This window comes from Ruegeria sp. CDSC025 (assembly GCF_059610805.1).
Genome location: NZ_JBXWOJ010000004.1, coordinates 133629 through 151791 on the forward strand (window position 1 = coordinate 133629; position 18163 = coordinate 151791).

An 18163-nucleotide genomic window follows, 5' to 3' on the forward strand; every position below is an offset into this window, starting at 1 on the left:
CTGTCAACCGACGATCATCTGCTTCATGCGAAGGGCTTCATACTCCAGCTCTTTGAGGCGGAAATGCACGACATCACCGATCGTGATCACGCCACGAAGATGGCCATCGCTGAGGACGGGCATGTGGCGAAAGCGCCCCTCTGTCATGGTTTTCAGTACATCGTTCAACAGATCCTCGGGCGCGCAGGTCTGTACACTGCGGGTCATCAGATCTTCGACAGATTGGGGCAGGGTCTGGCCCGGAGTATCGGCCATACGGCGCACAATATCACGCTCGGACAGGATACCCTGAAGCGTACTGTTCTGATCTGTCACCACCACAGCGCCAATACGCTTTTCCTTGAGGATATTCACCACCGAATGAATTGTGTCTTTCGGGCGCACGGTAAAAACCGCGTCCCCTTTGCCAACAAGCAGCTTTTCGACTGTTGTCTGTGTATGAGAAAGGTTCGATTCAACCGACTGGCTATGCGAGGCAGCCGCGGCCTTGTCGCCGCGTGTCGGTGGCTGGTAAGAGCTTGGGGCCATGGGCAATCTCCTCTTGCTTTGCTTTTCACCTTACCGCAGCCATATGACCTGTATAGGGTACAAATGCCCTAACCGGGGAAAACTGCCAAAAACCAAGGAAATCCGGCCCGTTGTCCAACTTTTATCTGACCCCCCCTGTTGCCGCGCTGATATTTTTTGCGGTTGTCGTTTGTGGCCATAATTTTCGCATGACCTGGAAACAACAGGCTCCGGGATGGCAGAAGAAAGCATGGCTGTTCGGGGTGCCCGCCGGAATCGGTTTGTTGGCGCTAGGCTTCCTGCCGCTGAAAGCCTGATGCAGGTTTGACTCTGATTAGGGCCGCTGTCATATGCCGGGCACGCTTTTCCTCAGGAGGGACCCATATGCGTTTCTTGCCAGTCCTGGCTGTCGCCACACTTATTTCCGGCTGCTTGTTCGACAAAGAGCCCGAGGTGGTACGCCTGTCAGGCGAAACGATGGGGACGACCTTCAACATCACGGCCATCGGTGTCGATGTTGATGAAGAAGCGCTGGCGGGTGCGGTCGAACAGACACTGGCCGAAGTTAACGCAAAGATGTCGAACTGGGACCCGAATTCCGAGGTTTCGACCTTCTCGGACTCGGGCAGCACTGAACCTGTAGCCGTTTCGGATGAATTTGCGCTGGTGCTTGATGCCGCGAATGATGTGCACGAGAAATCCGGGGGTACATTCGACGTGACTCTCGGCCCGCTGATCGAGCTGTGGGGCTTTGGTCCGCGCAAACCGGAAGATCCGGTGCCCGCAGATGCTGACATCCAGGCGGCTTTGGGCAAGGTCGGACAGGCCAGATTGCTGCAACTGGATCGCGATGCCGGAACTTTGGCGAAGGCCGATGCCGGAGTCGGCATTAACCTGTCCGCCATTGCCAAGGGGTATGGCATCGACGCCGTGGCCGAAACGCTGCGCACGGCTGGGATTGAGGACTATATGGTCGAGATCGGCGGCGATCTGGTCACAAGAGGCGATAACGACAAGGGTGAAACTTGGCGGATCGGGATCGAAAAACCCCAGGCCGATGCGCAGAATCTGCAGTTGATCGTACAGCTTGATGATCTGGGTATGGCGACATCCGGCGATTACAAGAATTTCTTTGAACAAGATGGTGTGCGGTATTCGCATATCATTGACCCAACTACTGGCCGCCCGATCACGCATCGGACCACTTCGGTCACGGTACTGGCCGAAAATGCTATGATGGCAGATGCTTGGGCGACAGCGATGTTGGCCTTGGGTCAGGAAAAGGGTTTGAAACTTGCCGAGACGCATAAACTTGCCGTGTATTTCATCTCGCGGGATGTGACAGGCGGTGAGGATGCCTATATCACGGTACACAGCACAGCGTTCAAAGAGGCGTTGGGCACCAACTGACGGGTTGAGCTGAGATGAGCACTTTTATTCTGGCCTTCATTCTGCTGCTGATCATCATGGTTGGCATGTCGCTGGGTGTGATGTTGATGGGTAAGACCATCAAGGGCAGCTGCGGTGGCCTGAATGCGATCTCGGGGGCGGATAAATGTGTGGTCTGCCAAAAGGACGTGGACCCTAACAGCCCCTTGCGCGACAAGCTTCAGTGCAAACGCGCCCAAAAGATGCTTGAGCAGATGGAACGGCAAGCCTAATAACTTAGCGCTTCGTTTGGCGGTTGGAATTGGCTAAGCAGGTCCCTGAATAACGGGGGCGCAGATTTGGCCAAAGCAAGAAACATCCTGTTCATCATGTTCGACCAGCTGCGCTGGGACTATCTGAGCTGTTACGGGCATCCGCATCTGCACACCCCCAACATAGACCGCTTGGCTGCGCGTGGCGTGCGGTTCGACAGGGCCTATATTCAGTCTCCTATTTGCGGTTCCTCCCGTATGTCGACCTATACCGGGCGCTATGTGCATTCGCATGGGGCTTCTTGGAACGGTATCCCGCTGAAAGTGGGTGAGATGACCATGGGTGATCATCTGCGCAAGGCCGGGATGGACTGTTGGCTGGTGGGCAAAACCCATATGCGCGCGGATGCTGAAGGCATGGCGCGGCTGGGGCTGGAGCCGGACAGTCTGATTGGTGCGCGCGTGGCCGAATGCGGGTTCGACGTGTTCGAGCGTGATGACGGAATGCTGCCCGAAGGGCCGGATGGGTATTATGACCCGGACGGAGCCAAGGAATACAACAAATATCTATCGGCCAAAGGATATGACAGCGACAATCCCTGGCATGACTTCGCCAATTCAGGTCTCGACGCTGATGGCAATGTTCTGTCGGGCTGGTTTCTCAAGAACTCGTCCCAGCCGGCGAATATTGCCGAGGAAGATAGCGAAACGCCCTATCTGACCGGGCGCGGGATCGAATTCATGGAAACCCATGACGGCCCCTGGTGCTGCCACCTGAGCTTTATCAAACCGCATTGGCCCTATGTCGTGCCGGAACCCTATGCCTCAATGTACGGACCGGAACATATCCTGCCCGTGGTCCGGTCTGAGGCGGAACGCCGGAATGCCCATCCGGTGCTCCGGGCATTCATGGACACCAAGGTTGGCGAGGCGTTCTCGCGGCAGGATGTGCGCGACGCCGTGATCCCCGCTTATATGGGTCTGATCAAGCAGGCCGACGACCAAATGGGCCGGCTGTTCGCATGGCTGGAAAAGACGGGTCGGATGGAGGACACGATGATCGTGTTAACCTCGGACCACGGGGATTTTCTGGGCGATCACTGGATGGGTGAGAAGACCTTTTTCCAGGACGCATCGGTCAAGGTGCCGTTGATCATCTATGACCCATCCCCCGAGGCTGAGGCAACCCGTGGCACTGTCAGCGACGCGCTGGTCGAGTCCATCGACCTCGCCCCAACATTCTTGGACATAGCCGGAGGCGAAGCGTCGGGTCACATTCTGGAAGGTCACTCCTTGTTGCCGATCTTGTGTGGCCATCAGGTCGAGACACCTCGGGAAGTGGCAATCAGTGAGTATGACTATTCCGCCTCGCCCATGGCGGAAAAGCTGAATGCCTCGGTTCGGGATGCAGTGATGTTCATGGTGGCCAACAAGAATTGGAAGCTGATCCATTGCGAAGGCGGGCATCGGCCACTGCTGTTCGATCTTGAAAACGACCCGAATGAACTAACCGACCTTGGCAACAGTGCTGAACACGCGGATATCATCGCCAAGATGTATGACCATCTGTTCACTTGGGCGCGTCGCCCGTCGCAGCGCACAACACGTTCCGAACAGCAACTGATCGATATGCGCACCAATAGTCGGGGCAGAGGGGTGGTTATTGGAATCTATGACGAAAACGACGCACCACTGGAATTGACCGTGAAATACAGAGGCCGCAAAGCGCGCCCCTATCAGGACCATACCGGCAAGGAATAGCCTTTGTAACATGAATTCTGACCTGATCAGGGCAAAAGGCGGTTCACCCTGCGCGGGGCAGGCGATACAAGACCAACCAAGAGCAGCAAACCCGGAGAGCCGAAATGACCGCCCCGAAACCCGTCGTCCTGTGTATTCTTGATGGCTGGGGCCTGTCCGAGGACACCGAGGCCAATGCGCCTTACCTTGCCGACACGCCAACATTTGATGCGATCATGGCCAAGGGCCCACACGCCAAGCTGATCACCCATGGTCCGGATGTTGGTCTGCCAAGTGGTCAGATGGGCAATTCCGAAGTCGGTCACACAAATATTGGGGCTGGCCGCGTTGTTGCGATGGATTTGGGCCAGATTGATCTGGCGATTGAGGACGGTTCTTTCTTTGCCAACTCCGCGCTGCAGAACTTTATCGGTAAGGTAAAGGCTGCAGGTGGCACCGCACATCTGTTGGGGGTGGTCTCGGACGGGGGAGTGCATGGCCACCTGAACCATATCATTGCTGCGGCAAAGGCGATAACGGATTCTGGTGTGCCCGTAGCCTTGCACGCGGTTACGGATGGCCGGGATGTGGCCCCGAAATCAGCGCTGACCTATATCACAGAGCTTGAGGAGCGCTTGCCCGACGGCGCCCGTGTTGCCTCGGTCTGCGGGCGCTATTTTGCCATGGACCGCGACAACCGATGGGAACGTGTTAGCGAAGCCTATGGTGCAATGATCAAGGGGAAAGGGCGCAGCGCTGTTTCGGCGCGCAATGCCGTGGATCAGGCCTATCAGCAGTCGGAAACGGACGAGTTCATCGTTCCGACCGTCCTCGACGGCTATCACGGCATCAAAGACGGAGACGGGTTCTTCTGCCTCAACTTCCGCGCCGACCGGGCCCGCGAGATTCTGCGGGCGATTGGCGAACCCGGCTTTGATGATTTCGACACCGGCCCGCGCCCACAGCCTTCAGCCCTGCTGGGCATGGTCGAATATTCCGACGGGCACAGCGCTTATATGACCACTGTTTTCCCCAAACGTGACATCATCAATACACTGGGCGAATGGGTGGCAAAAAATGGGCTCAGCCAGTTCCGACTGGCCGAGACTGAGAAGTACCCGCATGTGACCTTCTTCCTCAATGGCGGCAAGGAAGTGCCTGAGGCGAACGAAGACCGCTTTATGCCTAAATCACCCAAAGTGGCGACCTACGACCTGCAACCCGAGATGTCATCGGCCGAAGTAACCGCAAAATTCGTCGAAGCCATCGGGGCGTGCTATGATCTGATCATAACCAACTATGCCAATCCGGATATGGTTGGGCATACCGGCGACCTGCAAGCGGCAATCCGCGCCTGTGAGGCTGTGGATCAAGGGCTGGCGCAAGTGGTCGCCGCGTTGGAAAAAGTGGGGGGCGCAATGATTGTAACGGCCGATCATGGAAATTGCGAGATGATGGTCGATCCCGAAACCGGCGGGCCGCATACAGCCCATACGCTGAACCCCGTGCCCGTGGCGTTAGTCGGGGGACCAGCAGGGGTATCCTTGCGGGATGGTCGCCTGTCCGATCTGGCGCCCACACTGCTGGAACTGATGGCGTTGGATCAGCCCCCTGAAATGACTGGAAAGAGCCTGCTTTCATGACGCTTCGTGCGCTGCTTCTGGCGATTTTCTTTGCATCCAGGGCGGTTGCCCAGACCGACCCCGCGACCGCTGCATTGAATGCAGCGCAGATGCTTGAGCAGGCATCAGTATGGTTGACCGAGGCCGAAAGCGCCCGCGACCGGGTCCGTGCCCTGACCGAAACCATACAGGCGTATGAGGCGGGCCTGTCGGCCATGCGGGATGGCCTACGACGGGCGGCAACACGCGAAGCCCAGTTAACAGCCGAGTTGCGCAGTCGGGAAAAGGACGTGGCACAGCTGTTGGGCGTATTACAAACGATCGAAACCACGGCGCCTCCGGTTCTGATGCTACACCCGTCAGGGCCGTTGGGCTCGGCCCGGGCCGGTATGATGCTGTCCGAGGTTACGCTAGGTCTGAACGCAAAAGCGCAGTCTCTTGCGCGTGATCTTCAAGAAGTGCGCACGCTGCGATTGTTGCAGCAAAGCGCCTCGGAAACCTTGGTCGAGGGCTTGACCGGCGTTCAGAATGCCCGCACCCAGCTCAGCACCGCCATCGCAGACCGAACGGATTTGCCGCGCCGCTTTGTCGAGGACCCGATCCGCACAGCGATCCTGATCTCATCGACTGAAACGCTTGACGGTTTTGCCAGCGGGCTTTCCCAGATCTCCGAAGGGCAAATCGCCGAAACGGATGCGGATATATCAAGTATCAAGGGTCAAATTGCGCTGCCGACGCAGGGCATCATCCTGCACCGGGCAAATGAAACCGATGCGGCCGGTGTCAAACGCCCTGGTATCGTATTGGGCACCCGACCGCGCGCAATAGTCACCTCGCCAACGGCGGCCACGATACGGTATCGCGGGCCACTACTGGAGTTGGGGAATCTGGTGATCCTCGAGCCGCAACCGGGGCTTCTATTTGTCTTTTCCGGGCTACAAGAGGTCTACGGAGAAGCCGGTCAGGTGATTCCCCGGGGGACGCCAGTCGGATTGATGCCTGCAGAATCGAAGGAAATCGGCGCAATTTTGTCAACAAGCAGTGATGGCACTGGAACTGACCGGTCAGAAACGCTCTATATAGAGGTAAGACAGGATAACAGCCCCGTGGACCCGGAATCGTGGTTTCGGACCGACAAGGATGGATAAACGAGTATGAAGAAATTTGTGATGGCCGGTTTGGCTGGAACTATTGCAGGCCTGATTGTAACGACGCAGATCGCCGGTCCGTTGCTTGCCCAAGAAGCCGAAAACAAGGCCAGTGTCTATGAACAGCTGGATCTGTTTGGCGATATTTTCGAACGCATCCGCGCGCAATATGTCGAAGAGGTTGAGCCCGAAGACCTGATTGAGGCGGCCATTGACGGTATGCTGACCTCGCTGGATCCGCATTCCAGCTATCTGTCGCCGGATGATGCCGAACAAATGCGGGTCCAGACCCGTGGCGAGTTTGGCGGTCTGGGTATCGAAGTCACGCAGGAAGAGGGCTTTGTCAAAGTTGTCTCGCCGATCGACGATACGCCTGCGGATGAGGCCGGGATCGAAGCCGGAGATTTCATCACCCATGTCGATGGCGAAAGCATACTGGGCCTGACCCTGGACAAAGCGGTCGATCTGATGCGCGGGCCGGTGGGCTCGGAAATCGTGATCACCGTTGTCCGCGAGGGTGAACAGGAACCTTTTGACGTGCCTATCATCCGCGACACAATCAAACTGACGGCAGTACGCGCGCGCACCGAAGGGACCAGTGTGGTTCTGCGTGTGACCACCTTTAACGACCAAACCTATCCCAACTTGCAGGAAGGTCTGGCCGAGCAGATCGAAGAGGCCGGAGGGATCGACAAGGTGAATGGTGTCGTTCTGGACCTGCGCAACAATCCCGGTGGTCTGCTGACACAGGCAATCAAGGTTTCGGACGCATTCCTAAACGAGGGTGAGATCGTATCAACCCGTGGCCGCGATCCAAGCGATGGTGAGCGTTTCAACGCAACAGTGGGTGATCTGGCAGAAGGAAAGCCGATTGTCGTGCTGATCAATGGCGGGTCCGCCTCGGCATCCGAGATTGTAGCCGGCGCGCTGCAGGATCATCGCCGCGCAATCGTTGTGGGAACCAAAAGTTTCGGCAAGGGCTCGGTCCAGACCGTTATGCCACTGCGGAGCGATGGTGCGATGCGTTTGACCACGTCGCGTTATTACACGCCATCGGGCCGTTCGATTCAGGCGCTTGGTGTCAGCCCCGACATCATCGTCGAACAACCCCGTCCAGCCCCGGAGACCGAGGAAGAAGAGGCCAATGGGAACACCCGTTCCGAGGCTGATCTGCGTGGCAGTCTGAACAATGACAGCCTGAGCGAGGATGAAATCCGCCAGATCGAAGAAGATAGGGCCAAGGCCGAAGCCACCGCCGAATTGCGGGAAGAGGATTACCAGCTGGCCTATGCCATCGACATCCTCAAGGGGCTGTCAGCCTTCAACCCGGACGGGCCATCGCAATAAAGAAGCCGGGCCGCCTGACAGGCGGCCCTTTTCCTGATGGGGCCGCTGCCGATCGAGGTAAGGTGGCTGATTAGAGCCCGATGCCACCTATGTTGTCTCCCAACCAACGTCCGCTCTGTGAAAAGCTAGTCAGAAAAACACATCTTGTTTCCATCCAGGTCTCGAACGTATGCAGAGAACTTTGGCCCGCGTTGGTTGGGGGCCCCCTCACAATCACCCCCGAGATCTGTGGCTAAAGCGTGCAGCCTTCTGACTTCTGCTTCGCCACCAACGCAAAATCCAACCATCGTTCCATTACCGTTAGTGGCCGGCAACGTGTCGAAGGGTTTGGCCACGGCGAAGGCAAAATCCTTTCCAAGCCAGTAAGTCATTCTTTCTGAAGGCGACATGCTTTGGAGACCCGATTGCGAAAACAGTGTGTCGTAGAAGGTTCTTGCAGCTGCCATGTCATTCGTTCCGACAACAAAGTAATTCATTTTCATCGATTTAGCTCCTGCAAGTGAGTGGCCTGCGTCAGGCATTGGTTTCAGTGACCCAAGCTATATCGACTAATGTGCCATTTTATGTCTTATTTGATTCATGGCACGGGCTAATACACACAACAGACTGAGGCGATTGGAATTGCTTGCGGTTCAACTCAAGCAAGATGCCCATTGTACGGTTAGAGACTTGGCGCAACAGCATGGTGTCAGCATGCGCACGATAGCCCGCGACCTTGTGCTTATGCGGGACCAAGGCATGCAGATAGACGCTGATCGCGGTCGTGGAGGAGGTGTGCGCCTCGACCGCAACTGGGGCGTTGGTCGCATGAACCTGACATACGCTGAGGCGGTCGATCTGCTAATCAGCATCGCTGTCGCAGAGCAGATGAAATCACCAATGTTGCTTGCGAACTTGGCATCGGTAAGGCGGCAGCTTGTGGCCTCGTTTTCACCCGAGAAACGCAACAAGGTGAACCAGCTCAAGTCCCGTATTCTCATAGGCGTCACGGCTTCGACTTATGTTCAAGCCAGCGCGAGCGCCCCACCAAAAAGGATTGTGCAAGCGGTTCATCAGGCTTTCGTCGATCAAAAGGTCTTGGAGCTGCAATATCAAAGAGAAGACGGTGTTATTTCCAACCGGCAAATTGAGCCTCAGTATCTCTTGTTGAAGTATCCCATTTGGTACGTCGTTGCGATCGACCGTCTGAGAAACGAACCAAGGACATTTCGGTGCGACCGGATGCTTGGGGCCTCAATGGGCGAAACGCGCTTCAAGCTGCTGCCGAAAGAAAAATTTCAACCCTCATTGGTAATTGATGATTCTTCGATGTGATCGGGTCATGGCCAACAGTAAGCGTACAATGACACCTGAATTATAGGCACGCACTTCGTCCGCCCTTCTACCGCCTACTGAGACCGGCGAAAGACTCGTTTTAGCATATCAAGCTCTGCTCGCATCAGGTCCAGTTCGGCGCGCAGGTCATCGGCGGCGGCGTTTCCTGCAATGATCGAGAACCCGCCCAGTTTAAGCCCTGAAACAGAATCTGAGATTACAAAACTATGGACCCCGTCAGACAGGGCCACATCAGGCACCTGTACACGAAGCTCCCACCCGGTGTCGGCTGGTGACAGGTGAACCTCATCCAGCGCGTCACCACGGTAGGACACGCTGATCTCGGGCTGCGTATCAGCCTGCAGGTGGCCCATCCAGGTGCCATTTTCCAGGCCCAGTGATGTGAGTATCAGATCGGTCATGGCTGGGTTCTCATAAATCGGCGCGATGGTGACGACAGACGGTCAGGTCCTGCAACACTATCCGGTTCATCCGAGGATTATCCAGAATGATATCCAGCCAGACTTTGTCCATGCGGCGTTCATTCAGTGGTAAATGTGCAAGATCAAAATCCACGCTGTTTGAAGGACCAGTGGGATCAAGTTTGCGCAGAACCTGTTCGGCGTTTGGGCCGTGTCGAATATTGAGCCGCGCGAACAATTCCTGTGGGCGTTCGGCCTCAATATGGCAATCGACTCGGATCAGATGCTGCTGCGTCAGCCCTTGCACAGCCTCTTGTGGAAGCTCGATAGAGAGAGAGAGAAATGATCCCTCGAACCCAAAAACCTCGACCGCCAAGCTGAACGGTGACAGATCATGCTTGCGCGTGTTCCTGATCTGGCGCGTGCTGATTTCCTGGCGCGGACAGTCGTGAAACAGCGTTGCCTCATCGTTGATACGTGCCTTACGCGGGGCCGAGGCGACACCGGGGCGGGGCTGAGGATAGCGCCACAGCTCGGGCCTCCAGCTCCAGTCGGTGCCCAACGGTTTCGGGAAATGGGTTGATCCCGCCACAGGCCGTGTAAGGCGGCTGTTGGCCTGAAGGATCAGCGCATCCAGCTCGGATCGCAAGCGACGTGCATCATCACGCTGCAGCCGCAATTCAGAAAGCACAGCTTCGGGCGCTGCCCGGGCGTCCCGCTGCCAGCGCGTAAGTGCTTTGCGGTGAATATAGCGATCCAGTAGCTTGCCCATGATCCCAATCTATTGCTCCACACATCTTTTGTCGGATATCCACCCGAGGATAAAGCCGATTTGCATCATAGCGTCGGTAAATTACCGAAAATGTGAACACGCTTTTGGCTAGGCAGCAAAGTTGTGACCTGTTACGGAGGGCGCCGTTCTTGCAATCGACCCGGTCAGTGCGTACCGTCTGACACCTGATTGCAGTGGACCATCCGTTACAACCCTATAGCAATATTTCCGAGGCAAAGACGGGGCATGGAACCCACTCTATTCGCATTCATCTGGAAGCATTCCAAGAAACAGCAACTGGTATTGTTGCTGCTGACATTGTTTTCTTTTCCCTTCCTCTATGCATCATTGGAGCTGCCCAAGCAGATCATTAACGATGCGATTGGTGCACCAGGCAGCTCGGTAACTTTCTTAGGAGTTACGGTGACGCAGGTGCAGTATTTGTTGATTCTGTGTCTGGCCTTTCTGGCGACGGTCATCGCCAGCGGTCTGATGAAAATGCGGATCAACACGATGAAAGGTGTGTTGGCCGAACGCATGTTACGCCGACTGAGGTACACGCTGATCCACCGAACTCTGCGGTTCCCGAAATCCTATTTTGCCACCACCAGTCAGGGCGAGTTGGTGTCGATGATCACGTCCGAGGCTGAACCGATGGGCGGCCTGATGGGAGATGCGATCGCACAACCTGTATTCCAGTTTGGTCAGATGATGACCATTGTGACGTTTCTGTTCATGCAAAGCGTGTGGTTTGGTCTTGCAAGTATTGCGCTGATTCCGCTGCAGGCTTGGTTGATTCCAAAATTGCAGCGCCAGATCAACCTGTTGAACAAAGACCGAATCCAGGAAGTTAGGCGCTTGAGCTCAGAAATCGGCGAAAGCGCAGCCGGGATCAGTGATCTGCGCACCAACGGAGGCTGGCGGCACAGATTGGCCCAGTTCAGCCATCGTTTGGGAACTTTGTTCGAGATCCGATTCAAGATCTATAACAAAAAGTTCTTCATGAAGTTTCTCAACAATCTGATCACTCAGATGACCCCGTTCCTGTTTTATTCGGTGGGCGGATACCTGGCGATCACGGGCGAGGTAACAGTGGGCGCGCTGGTGGCGGCCCTGGGAGCATATAAGGATCTTAGCGGACCTTGGAAGGATCTGCTGACCTATTACAATCAGGTTCAGGACATGTCGTTGCGGTGGGAAATCGTGACCGAACGCTTCGCACCCGACAACATGGTGCCCGAAGAGCTTTTCGAGGGCGAGCCTGATTCCATTCCGCATCTGACTGGCGAGATCAAGCTGCAGAATATTACCGTTCGGGATAACGATGGGAAAACTGTTCTCGAGGATATAGACCTCGTCATACCCAAAGGGGCCCGCGTGGCCATCAAATCCTCGAATGCGGCCGAAAGAGGGGCATTGGCTCAGCTGCTGACCCGCGAATTGCTGCCGGTTCAGGGCGACGTCACAATTGCCGGGCATGACATCCAATCCTTGCACCAATCCGTCATCGCGGCGCGGATCGGATATGCCTATTCTCGACCATATCTGTTTGATGGGTCGATTGGGGACAACTTGATGATGCCCCTGAAAACACGCCCTCAGCATGAAGCCGACGCCGCCAGGGCCCCTAGCCGCCGCCAGATCGAGGCCGCGCGAGCGGGGAACTCGGTGGATTCGCTGTCAGATGAATGGATTGATCCCGGTCTGGCCGGGCTCAACAACACTGACGACATCCAGGATTGGTGGTTCAAGCTGGTCGAGGCGATGGGAACGGATGAATTCATGTTCCGCCGCACCCTGCGCAGCCAGTTGAATCCGGATCAGCATCCCGAGTTTGTGCAAAATATCATCGACCTCCGTGGCCCCATCCATGACAAGTTGGTGGAAAAAGATCTGGACCGCTTTGTCTACCGGTTCGATCCGGACAGGTTCAACCCAACTGTGCCTTTGGGCGGCAACCTTCTTTATGCAGCACCGTCGCAGGAAATCTCGCCGGACATTCTGGCCGGCGATAATCGGTTCATGCAGATGCTGCGTACACATGAGCTTGATGACGACGCGCTGAGTATCTCAAGCGCTGTTCTAGAAACGCTGAACCATGCTTTTGGGCGGGACGGAACCGACCATCCGCTGTTCCTGCGCCTGGGCTTGAGCAAGGATATGTTCCACCGGCTGCTGGCGATCGAAGACAAGCGCAAGGCAAAAGGAGTGGACGAGCTGTCGCAGCGCGAACACGCCTTTCTTCTGACTGTTCCGTTCCTGCTGACCGCCGAACAGATAGGCCCTGATTTCCCGGATGAATACAAACAGAAGATTCTGAAAATCCGCACTGAACAGGGCGAAAGGCTACGTGGAAGCCTGCAGGAGATATTTGTACCGGTCACACCGGACACATACATCGCGCGTATGACGGTTATGGAAAATGCGCTTTTCGGGCGGGTGTCTGTGACGGCGGGAGCTCATGCTGACGAGATAGAGGATGTGGTTGCCGAAGTGATCAATGCCGCAGGTCTGCGCAGACAGGCAGCGGCCATCGTCTATGATCTGTCCGCAGGGCTGGGTGGGAACAATCTGACAACCGTCTTTCAGGAACGAATTGCCTTCTCGCGCGCCGGGATTAAACGGCCGGATTTGCTAATCCTGGATAAAGCGTTGGCCAGCCATGACTCTGAGAGCCGTTTACGCACCCGGTTGAAACTGCGCGAACTGCTGCCCGATTCCATCATGATTTTCATGGAGGACAGTTTCGCCCATCCCGAGGCCTATGATCTGTTTGTTGAAATCAAGGATGGCCGCATTGACGGTGTCTCGAAAACGCAGCTCGAACAAGAATCCGGCACCACCGCTGACCTCAGCCGCAAGCTGAAGATTATCTCATCAACTCCGCTTTTTGCCAATATCGACGGTCGCAACCAGAGATTGCTGGCGTTTTCGGCGCAGTGGTATGATGCTGCCGCTGGTCAGGTCATTTTCTCTCGTGGGCAGGCGCCGGATGCGGCCTATCTGTGCATTTCGGGTCATGCGAAGCTTATGTGGCACGAAGAAGACGGTTCGACTCGGTCCATATCTGTCATTGAACCCGGGCGCCTGATCGGTGACCTGTCTGTTATCACCGGTGAGACCAGACAGTTGGATCTTGTGGCAGGCGAAAACTGTTCATTCCTGCGGATTGGTGCAGTGGAACTGCGCGCGGTGATCGAAAGCGATGCAAGCGTTGCGGTTCAGTTGCTTGAAACAGTTGCCGGATACCTGACAACCATTTCGGAAAAGATCAACGCCACCAAAGCATCGACCTTGTTCTTCGATGATGAGGACCAGACCGAAAGTTCCCACCAGAATGTCTGAAATCCGCGCGCCCTCTTACGCCCCGCATGAGCAACTGGTCGCCGACGCACGCGACAAACCACAGCTGTGGCGCCTGCTGGCCGGCCTGGCAACAATCGTGGTCGTTGCAACCGTCTTCAATCTGATCCTGTTTGCAGTCGTAACCGTGGCCGGACCGCAGGAATGGGCCAGCGGGTTGATGAACGGCTCGACCCCGATCTCGATGGTGATCCTGCTGTCAAGCTTTGGGTTTGTCACATTTGGTGTGTGGACCGCAGCGCGACAGTTTCAGAAGCGGTCCCTGGGTTCTATTTTAGGGACTCGGGGCAAAGCGGCCAGACAGTTCTGGCTTGTGCTGCGCGCCCTGATGGTGCTTGGCGTGGTTCTCGTAACCGTGCCGCACGTCATTTTGGGCGCGCCGCTTGTTCAAAACCTGTCCTTTTCGGTTTGGCTGGTATTCCTGCCTCTGTCGCTATTGGCTGTGTTTGTCCAAATCAGTGCAGAGGAGCTGCTTTTCCGCGGATATATGCAGCAAAGCCTGGCGGCGCGATTTCGTTCTCCGATCATCTGGATGGGGGTACCGTCGCTTCTATTCGCGGTGGGGCACTATTCGCCCGATGCGGCGGGCGGCAATGCAGAGTTGCTGGTGCTGTGGACTGGTCTGTTTGGACTTTTGGCTGCGGATTTGACCGCGCGGGCGGGAACCCTGGGCCCGGCCATAGCGCTGCATTTTTTCAACAATGTCATAGCGCTCTTGTTTGTCTCGCTACCTGACACCCTCAGCGGTCTTGCCTTATTTGTACTGCCCTTTGATATGACCGATACTCTGACATTGCGGCAATGGTTATATGTGGATTTTGCCGTGATGATTGTCAGCTGGTTTATCGCGCGCCTTGCGCTCAGGCGCTGATTGCAATTCTTTCCGTAGCGTCTTATGTGACGTCAACGCCGTACTAGCAAGGTTCCGACATGAACTGGATCACAAACTACGTCCGTCCCCGGATTAATTCGATCTTCTCACGCCGGGAAGTCCCCGAAAACCTTTGGCACAAGTGTGACGAATGCGGCACGATGCTGTTCCACCGCGAATTGGCGGAAAACCAGAATGTCTGCACCCAATGTGATCATCATATGGCGATCACACCGCGCGACCGGTTCGGGCACCTGTTTGACGGTGGTATATTTACCGAGGTCGATGTTCCCGCTCCCAAAGATGATCCGCTACAGTTCCGGGACCAGAAGAGATACCCCGACCGGATGAAAGCAGCGCAGAAGAAAACTGGCGAGCAAGAGGCGATGCTGGTCGCCAAAGGTGATATCGGACGTACGCCGGTCGTGGCAGCGGCCCAGGATTTCTCGTTCATGGGCGGCTCGATGGGTATGTATGTCGGCAATGCCATCATTGCGGCCGCGCAAGAGGCAGTGAAGTTGAAACGCCCGCTGATCCTGTTCTCGGCAGCGGGTGGCGCGCGAATGCAGGAAGGCATCCTGAGCTTGATGCAGATGCCGCGAACCACCGTGGCGGTTGAGATGCTGAAAGAGGCCAAACTGCCCTATATCGTTGTACTCACCCATCCTACCACCGGAGGCGTGACCGCTTCTTATGCGATGCTGGGCGACGTCCATATCTCGGAACCCAATGCGCTAATCTGCTTTGCAGGCCCGCGCGTGATCGAACAGACCATTCGGGAAAAGCTGCCCGAAGGATTTCAGCGCGCAGAATACCTGCTGGACCACGGAATGCTGGACCGGGTAACGAAGCGTACCGAAATGCGTGACGAATTGATCACGATTACCCGCATGCTGATGAATCAGCCTCCTGCGGTCAAAGGTGATTTGCCCGCGCCCACCCCCGAAGCCCCAGAGAAAGACGCGGATCAGGAATGACTTCGCCATCGTCAGACGTCATCCTTGATCGGATGATGGCGCTGCATCCCAAGATCATTGACCTGACGTTGGATCGGGTGTGGCGTTTGCTTGCCGCACTGGAAAGCCCTCAGACCAAATTGCCTCCGGTCGTTCATATCGCAGGGACAAATGGCAAGGGGTCTACGCAGGCTATGATCCGCGCCGGTATGGAAGGGGCGGGGAAAACGGTTCACGCCTATACCTCTCCGCATCTTGCCCGGTTTCACGAGCGTATTCGGCTGGCAGGTGAGTTGATTTCGGAAGCCGAACTGACAAACGTCCTTGATGAGTGCTATGCCGCCAATGGTGGTGAGAACATCACCTATTTCGAGATTACGACCTGTGCGGCCCTGCTGGCCTTTGCCCGCAAACAGGCTGATTATACCTTGCTTGAGGTCGGCCTTGGCGGGCGCCTGGATGCAACAAACGTGGTGCACGAACCCGCCGTGACGGTTATCACGCCGGTTTCCATCGACCATGAACAGTTTCTAGGCGACACGTTGGGCAAGATCGCTGCCGAAAAAGCCGGGATCATCAAGCCGGGCGTCCCTTGTATCGTCGGCCCACAGCAGGACGAAGCGCTTGAGGTCATCGAATATACAGCGGCCCGTCTGGGCGCCCCATTGCTGGTACACGGTCAGCACTGGCATGTGACCGAGGAAAACGGACGTCTTGTGTATCAGGACGAAATCGGGCTGCGGGATCTGCCGCTGCCCAACCTGCTTGGCGCACATCAAATTCAGAATGCGGGTGCGGCAATAGCGGTATTGCGCCATCTTGAACTTGGTGATCAGGCCTATGAGGCCGCCGTTACCAAGGCCGAGTGGCCAGCACGGATGCAGCGTCTGAAATCCGGCCCGCTTGTTGAACAGGCCGCACAGGCCGAGCTGTGGCTGGATGGTGGGCACAATGCCGCCGCGGGAATTGCGCTTGCTGAAGTGCTGAGAAAATTACCGCAATCTCCGACACATTTGATCTGCGGAATGCTCAACACCAAAGATGTTACAGGCTATCTTGCACCGCTTGCCACGCAGGCTCAAAGCCTGACCGCAGTGTCGATACCGGGTGAGGCCGCAACGCTTAGCGCTGAAGATACGGCGCAGGCTGCTGACCAGGTTGGCTTGAAAGCCGACACAGCAGAGAGTGTATCCGCGGCCCTGCAGAAAATCACAGACCAAGACCCTCAGGCCCGTATCCTGATTTGCGGATCACTCTATTTGGCGGGCAACATCCTACGCGAAAACGGATAAGTCTTCACCTGGCTGAAATACCTTGGGGGAGGCGCGCAAAACGTGACGGGGCAGCGCCCCTATGCCCCCCAATCCTCGGCCTGCATCTCGCGCAGTCGCGAGGCAGTGCGTTCGAACTCGAACGTCCCTTCACCCTCGACATACAACATCTCGGGCTCTGCGGCCGCCGAACAGATCAGGCGAACCCGCGCCTCATACAAGGCGTCAATCAACGTCACAAAGCGCTTGGCCTCATTGAAATTATTCCGGGACAGGCGCGGGATGTCCTCCAGAACCAGGACTTTGACCGCCTCGGCAACGGCCAGATAATCTGCAGGGCCCAGCATCCGTCCGCACAGATCATAGAAGCTTGCTCGGGCTATCCCGTTCCGAAAGGCCGGCAATTCGACAGCACGGCCATTTACCTGCAACACCAGCGGTTCCGCCGCACCGCCCGCGAGATCGTTCCAGACGGATCGGATATTCTGTCGAGCCTCGGGGCCGATCGGCGTGAAATAGACTGGCGCACCTTCAAGACGGTTCTGTCGGTAATCAGTGGGCGAGACCAGCTCCCATATCTGAAGCTGTTCCTTGATATGCGCGATGAATGGCAAAAAGAGCTGGCGGTTCAAGCCGTTCTTGTACAATTCGTCCGGGTGCCGGTTGGATGTGGTGATGACCACGACCCCGCCAGCATGCAAAAGATCAAACAACCGCCCGACGATCATCGCATCGGTGATATCGGTGATCTGCATCTCGTCAAAAGCCAGCAGTTTTACGGATTTGACAACCGAGTCCGCGACCGGTGCAAGCGCATCCTCAACTCCGTCCTTACGAGCTTTGTGCATCCCCGCGTGGATTTCCTGCATGAAAGCATGAAAATGGACGCGACGGGCAGGGATGTCGCCAAGCGCGTCGACAAACATATCCATCAACATCGACTTGCCACGACCAACTCCGCCCCAAAGATAAAGTCCCTGGGGCGGCGGGGGTGCCTTGCGAAAGAAACCACGCTTGACCGGGGTAGCCAAGGCCGCGCGAATGCGTTCGAAATGCGGAAGGACAGCCTCTTGCGCATCGTCCCGCGTCAAAGTGCCATCGGCGATGCGTGCCTCGTAAATCGATATCAAATCTGACATATCCCGAGGGATACCTTCACCTCAGGGCGTTGAAAAGAAGGCATTTGGAAG

16 protein-coding genes are annotated in these 18163 nt (G+C 56.3%); 11 read left to right on the plus strand and 5 right to left on the minus strand.

The window, feature by feature from the left end; translation table 11 throughout:
• Positions 1 to 3 precede the first annotated feature (3 nt).
• The gene (locus AC2FH8_RS08265) at positions 4 to 528 is read right to left on the minus strand and encodes a CBS domain-containing protein (protein WP_496689303.1); all 525 of its coding nucleotides are present in this window, start codon (positions 526 to 528) and stop codon (positions 4 to 6) included.
• Positions 529 to 891: 363 nt separating this feature from the next.
• Here AC2FH8_RS08265 and AC2FH8_RS08270 point away from each other — a divergent pair, with 363 nt between their 5' ends.
• The 6 genes from AC2FH8_RS08270 (at position 892) to AC2FH8_RS08295 (ending at position 8004) form a co-directional block, all read left to right on the plus strand.
• Positions 892 to 1917: an FAD:protein FMN transferase gene (locus AC2FH8_RS08270; RefSeq protein WP_281972907.1), complete on the plus strand. Its 1026-nt coding sequence runs from the start codon at positions 892 to 894 to the stop codon at positions 1915 to 1917.
• A 14-nt stretch (positions 1918 to 1931) separates the two neighbouring features.
• Entirely contained in the window at positions 1932 to 2168 is a 237-nt protein-coding gene (nqrM, locus tag AC2FH8_RS08275) for a (Na+)-NQR maturation NqrM (RefSeq protein WP_271948901.1), read from the plus strand.
• A 66-nt stretch (positions 2169 to 2234) separates the two neighbouring features.
• A complete protein-coding gene (locus AC2FH8_RS08280; RefSeq protein WP_496689305.1) occupies positions 2235 to 3908 on the plus strand; it encodes a sulfatase-like hydrolase/transferase in 1674 nt (557 codons plus the stop codon).
• 104 nt (positions 3909 to 4012) lie between these two features.
• Positions 4013 to 5530, plus strand: coding sequence for a 2,3-bisphosphoglycerate-independent phosphoglycerate mutase (gene gpmI, locus AC2FH8_RS08285; RefSeq protein WP_496689307.1), 1518 nt, complete (start codon positions 4013 to 4015; stop codon positions 5528 to 5530).
• Positions 5527 to 6657 carry a murein hydrolase activator EnvC family protein gene (locus AC2FH8_RS08290; RefSeq protein WP_496689309.1) on the plus strand — a complete coding sequence of 377 codons (1131 nt, stop codon included), beginning with the start codon at positions 5527 to 5529 and terminating at the stop codon, positions 6655 to 6657. The genes gpmI and AC2FH8_RS08290 overlap by 4 nt, the downstream gene beginning before the upstream one ends.
• Before the next feature lie 6 nt (positions 6658 to 6663).
• Positions 6664 to 8004: a S41 family peptidase gene (locus AC2FH8_RS08295; RefSeq protein WP_142636359.1), complete on the plus strand. Its 1341-nt coding sequence runs from the start codon at positions 6664 to 6666 to the stop codon at positions 8002 to 8004.
• 125 nt (positions 8005 to 8129) lie between these two features.
• Here AC2FH8_RS08295 and AC2FH8_RS08300 read toward each other — a convergent pair whose 3' ends face one another.
• Complete coding sequence (locus AC2FH8_RS08300) at positions 8130 to 8486, minus strand: VOC family protein (protein WP_142636355.1); 357 nt, start codon at positions 8484 to 8486, stop codon at positions 8130 to 8132.
• A 133-nt stretch (positions 8487 to 8619) separates the two neighbouring features.
• On the opposite strand from AC2FH8_RS08300, the gene AC2FH8_RS08305 reads away from it, so the two are divergent.
• Complete coding sequence (locus tag AC2FH8_RS08305) at positions 8620 to 9318, plus strand: helix-turn-helix transcriptional regulator (protein WP_496689311.1); 699 nt, start codon at positions 8620 to 8622, stop codon at positions 9316 to 9318.
• Between the two features lie 74 nt (positions 9319 to 9392).
• Here AC2FH8_RS08305 and AC2FH8_RS08310 read toward each other — a convergent pair whose 3' ends face one another.
• Together AC2FH8_RS08310 and AC2FH8_RS08315 are read right to left on the minus strand one after the other, a co-directional pair.
• Entirely contained in the window at positions 9393 to 9740 is a 348-nt protein-coding gene (locus AC2FH8_RS08310) for a hypothetical protein (RefSeq protein WP_496689313.1), read from the minus strand.
• A gap of 10 nt (positions 9741 to 9750) precedes the next feature.
• Complete coding sequence (locus AC2FH8_RS08315; RefSeq protein WP_271948884.1) at positions 9751 to 10512, minus strand: DUF6478 family protein; 762 nt, start codon at positions 10510 to 10512, stop codon at positions 9751 to 9753.
• Positions 10513 to 10758: 246 nt separating this feature from the next.
• Between AC2FH8_RS08315 and AC2FH8_RS08320 the strand changes: the two genes are divergently transcribed.
• The 4 genes from AC2FH8_RS08320 to AC2FH8_RS08335 are packed head-to-tail and all read left to right on the plus strand — an operon-like array spanning position 10759 to position 16994.
• Positions 10759 to 13857, plus strand: a complete 3099-nt coding sequence (locus AC2FH8_RS08320) for an ABC transporter transmembrane domain-containing protein (RefSeq protein ID WP_142636344.1) — start codon at positions 10759 to 10761, stop codon at positions 13855 to 13857.
• Positions 13850 to 14746, plus strand: coding sequence for a CPBP family intramembrane glutamic endopeptidase (locus AC2FH8_RS08325; protein WP_496689316.1), 897 nt, complete (start codon positions 13850 to 13852; stop codon positions 14744 to 14746). Before AC2FH8_RS08320 ends, AC2FH8_RS08325 begins: the two co-directional genes overlap by 8 nt.
• A gap of 59 nt (positions 14747 to 14805) precedes the next feature.
• Positions 14806 to 15723 (plus strand): acetyl-CoA carboxylase, carboxyltransferase subunit beta, encoded by a 918-nt coding sequence (gene accD, locus AC2FH8_RS08330; protein ID WP_496689318.1) that lies wholly within the window; start codon positions 14806 to 14808, stop codon positions 15721 to 15723.
• Positions 15720 to 16994 (plus strand): bifunctional folylpolyglutamate synthase/dihydrofolate synthase, encoded by a 1275-nt coding sequence (locus AC2FH8_RS08335; RefSeq protein WP_496689320.1) that lies wholly within the window; start codon positions 15720 to 15722, stop codon positions 16992 to 16994. The genes accD and AC2FH8_RS08335 overlap by 4 nt, the downstream gene beginning before the upstream one ends.
• A gap of 59 nt (positions 16995 to 17053) precedes the next feature.
• On the opposite strand, the gene zapE is transcribed toward AC2FH8_RS08335, so the two are convergent.
• Positions 17054 to 18112: a cell division protein ZapE gene (zapE, locus tag AC2FH8_RS08340; protein WP_496689322.1), complete on the minus strand. Its 1059-nt coding sequence runs from the start codon at positions 18110 to 18112 to the stop codon at positions 17054 to 17056.
• Between the last annotated feature and the right edge of the window lie 51 nt (positions 18113 to 18163).

Excerpts from the sequence above, each read along its gene's own strand:
- AC2FH8_RS08265 (WP_496689303.1), bottom strand. The coding sequence starts at position 528 with ATGGCCCCAAGCTCTTACCAGCCACCGACACGCGGCGACAAGGCCGCG.
- AC2FH8_RS08270 (WP_281972907.1), top strand. The coding sequence starts at position 892 with ATGCGTTTCTTGCCAGTCCTGGCTGTCGCCACACTTATTTCCGGCTGC.
- nqrM (WP_271948901.1), top strand. The coding sequence starts at position 1,932 with ATGAGCACTTTTATTCTGGCCTTCATTCTGCTGCTGATCATCATGGTT.
- gpmI (WP_496689307.1), top strand. The coding sequence starts at position 4,013 with ATGACCGCCCCGAAACCCGTCGTCCTGTGTATTCTTGATGGCTGGGGC.
- AC2FH8_RS08290 (WP_496689309.1), top strand. The coding sequence starts at position 5,527 with ATGACGCTTCGTGCGCTGCTTCTGGCGATTTTCTTTGCATCCAGGGCG.
- AC2FH8_RS08295 (WP_142636359.1), top strand. The coding sequence starts at position 6,664 with ATGAAGAAATTTGTGATGGCCGGTTTGGCTGGAACTATTGCAGGCCTG.
- AC2FH8_RS08300 (WP_142636355.1), bottom strand. The coding sequence starts at position 8,486 with ATGAAAATGAATTACTTTGTTGTCGGAACGAATGACATGGCAGCTGCA.
- AC2FH8_RS08310 (WP_496689313.1), bottom strand. The coding sequence starts at position 9,740 with ATGACCGATCTGATACTCACATCACTGGGCCTGGAAAATGGCACCTGG.
- AC2FH8_RS08315 (WP_271948884.1), bottom strand. The coding sequence starts at position 10,512 with ATGGGCAAGCTACTGGATCGCTATATTCACCGCAAAGCACTTACGCGC.
- AC2FH8_RS08320 (WP_142636344.1), top strand. The coding sequence starts at position 10,759 with ATGGAACCCACTCTATTCGCATTCATCTGGAAGCATTCCAAGAAACAG.
- AC2FH8_RS08325 (WP_496689316.1), top strand. The coding sequence starts at position 13,850 with ATGTCTGAAATCCGCGCGCCCTCTTACGCCCCGCATGAGCAACTGGTC.
- accD (WP_496689318.1), top strand. The coding sequence starts at position 14,806 with ATGAACTGGATCACAAACTACGTCCGTCCCCGGATTAATTCGATCTTC.
- AC2FH8_RS08335 (WP_496689320.1), top strand. The coding sequence starts at position 15,720 with ATGACTTCGCCATCGTCAGACGTCATCCTTGATCGGATGATGGCGCTG.
- zapE (WP_496689322.1), bottom strand. The coding sequence starts at position 18,112 with ATGTCAGATTTGATATCGATTTACGAGGCACGCATCGCCGATGGCACT.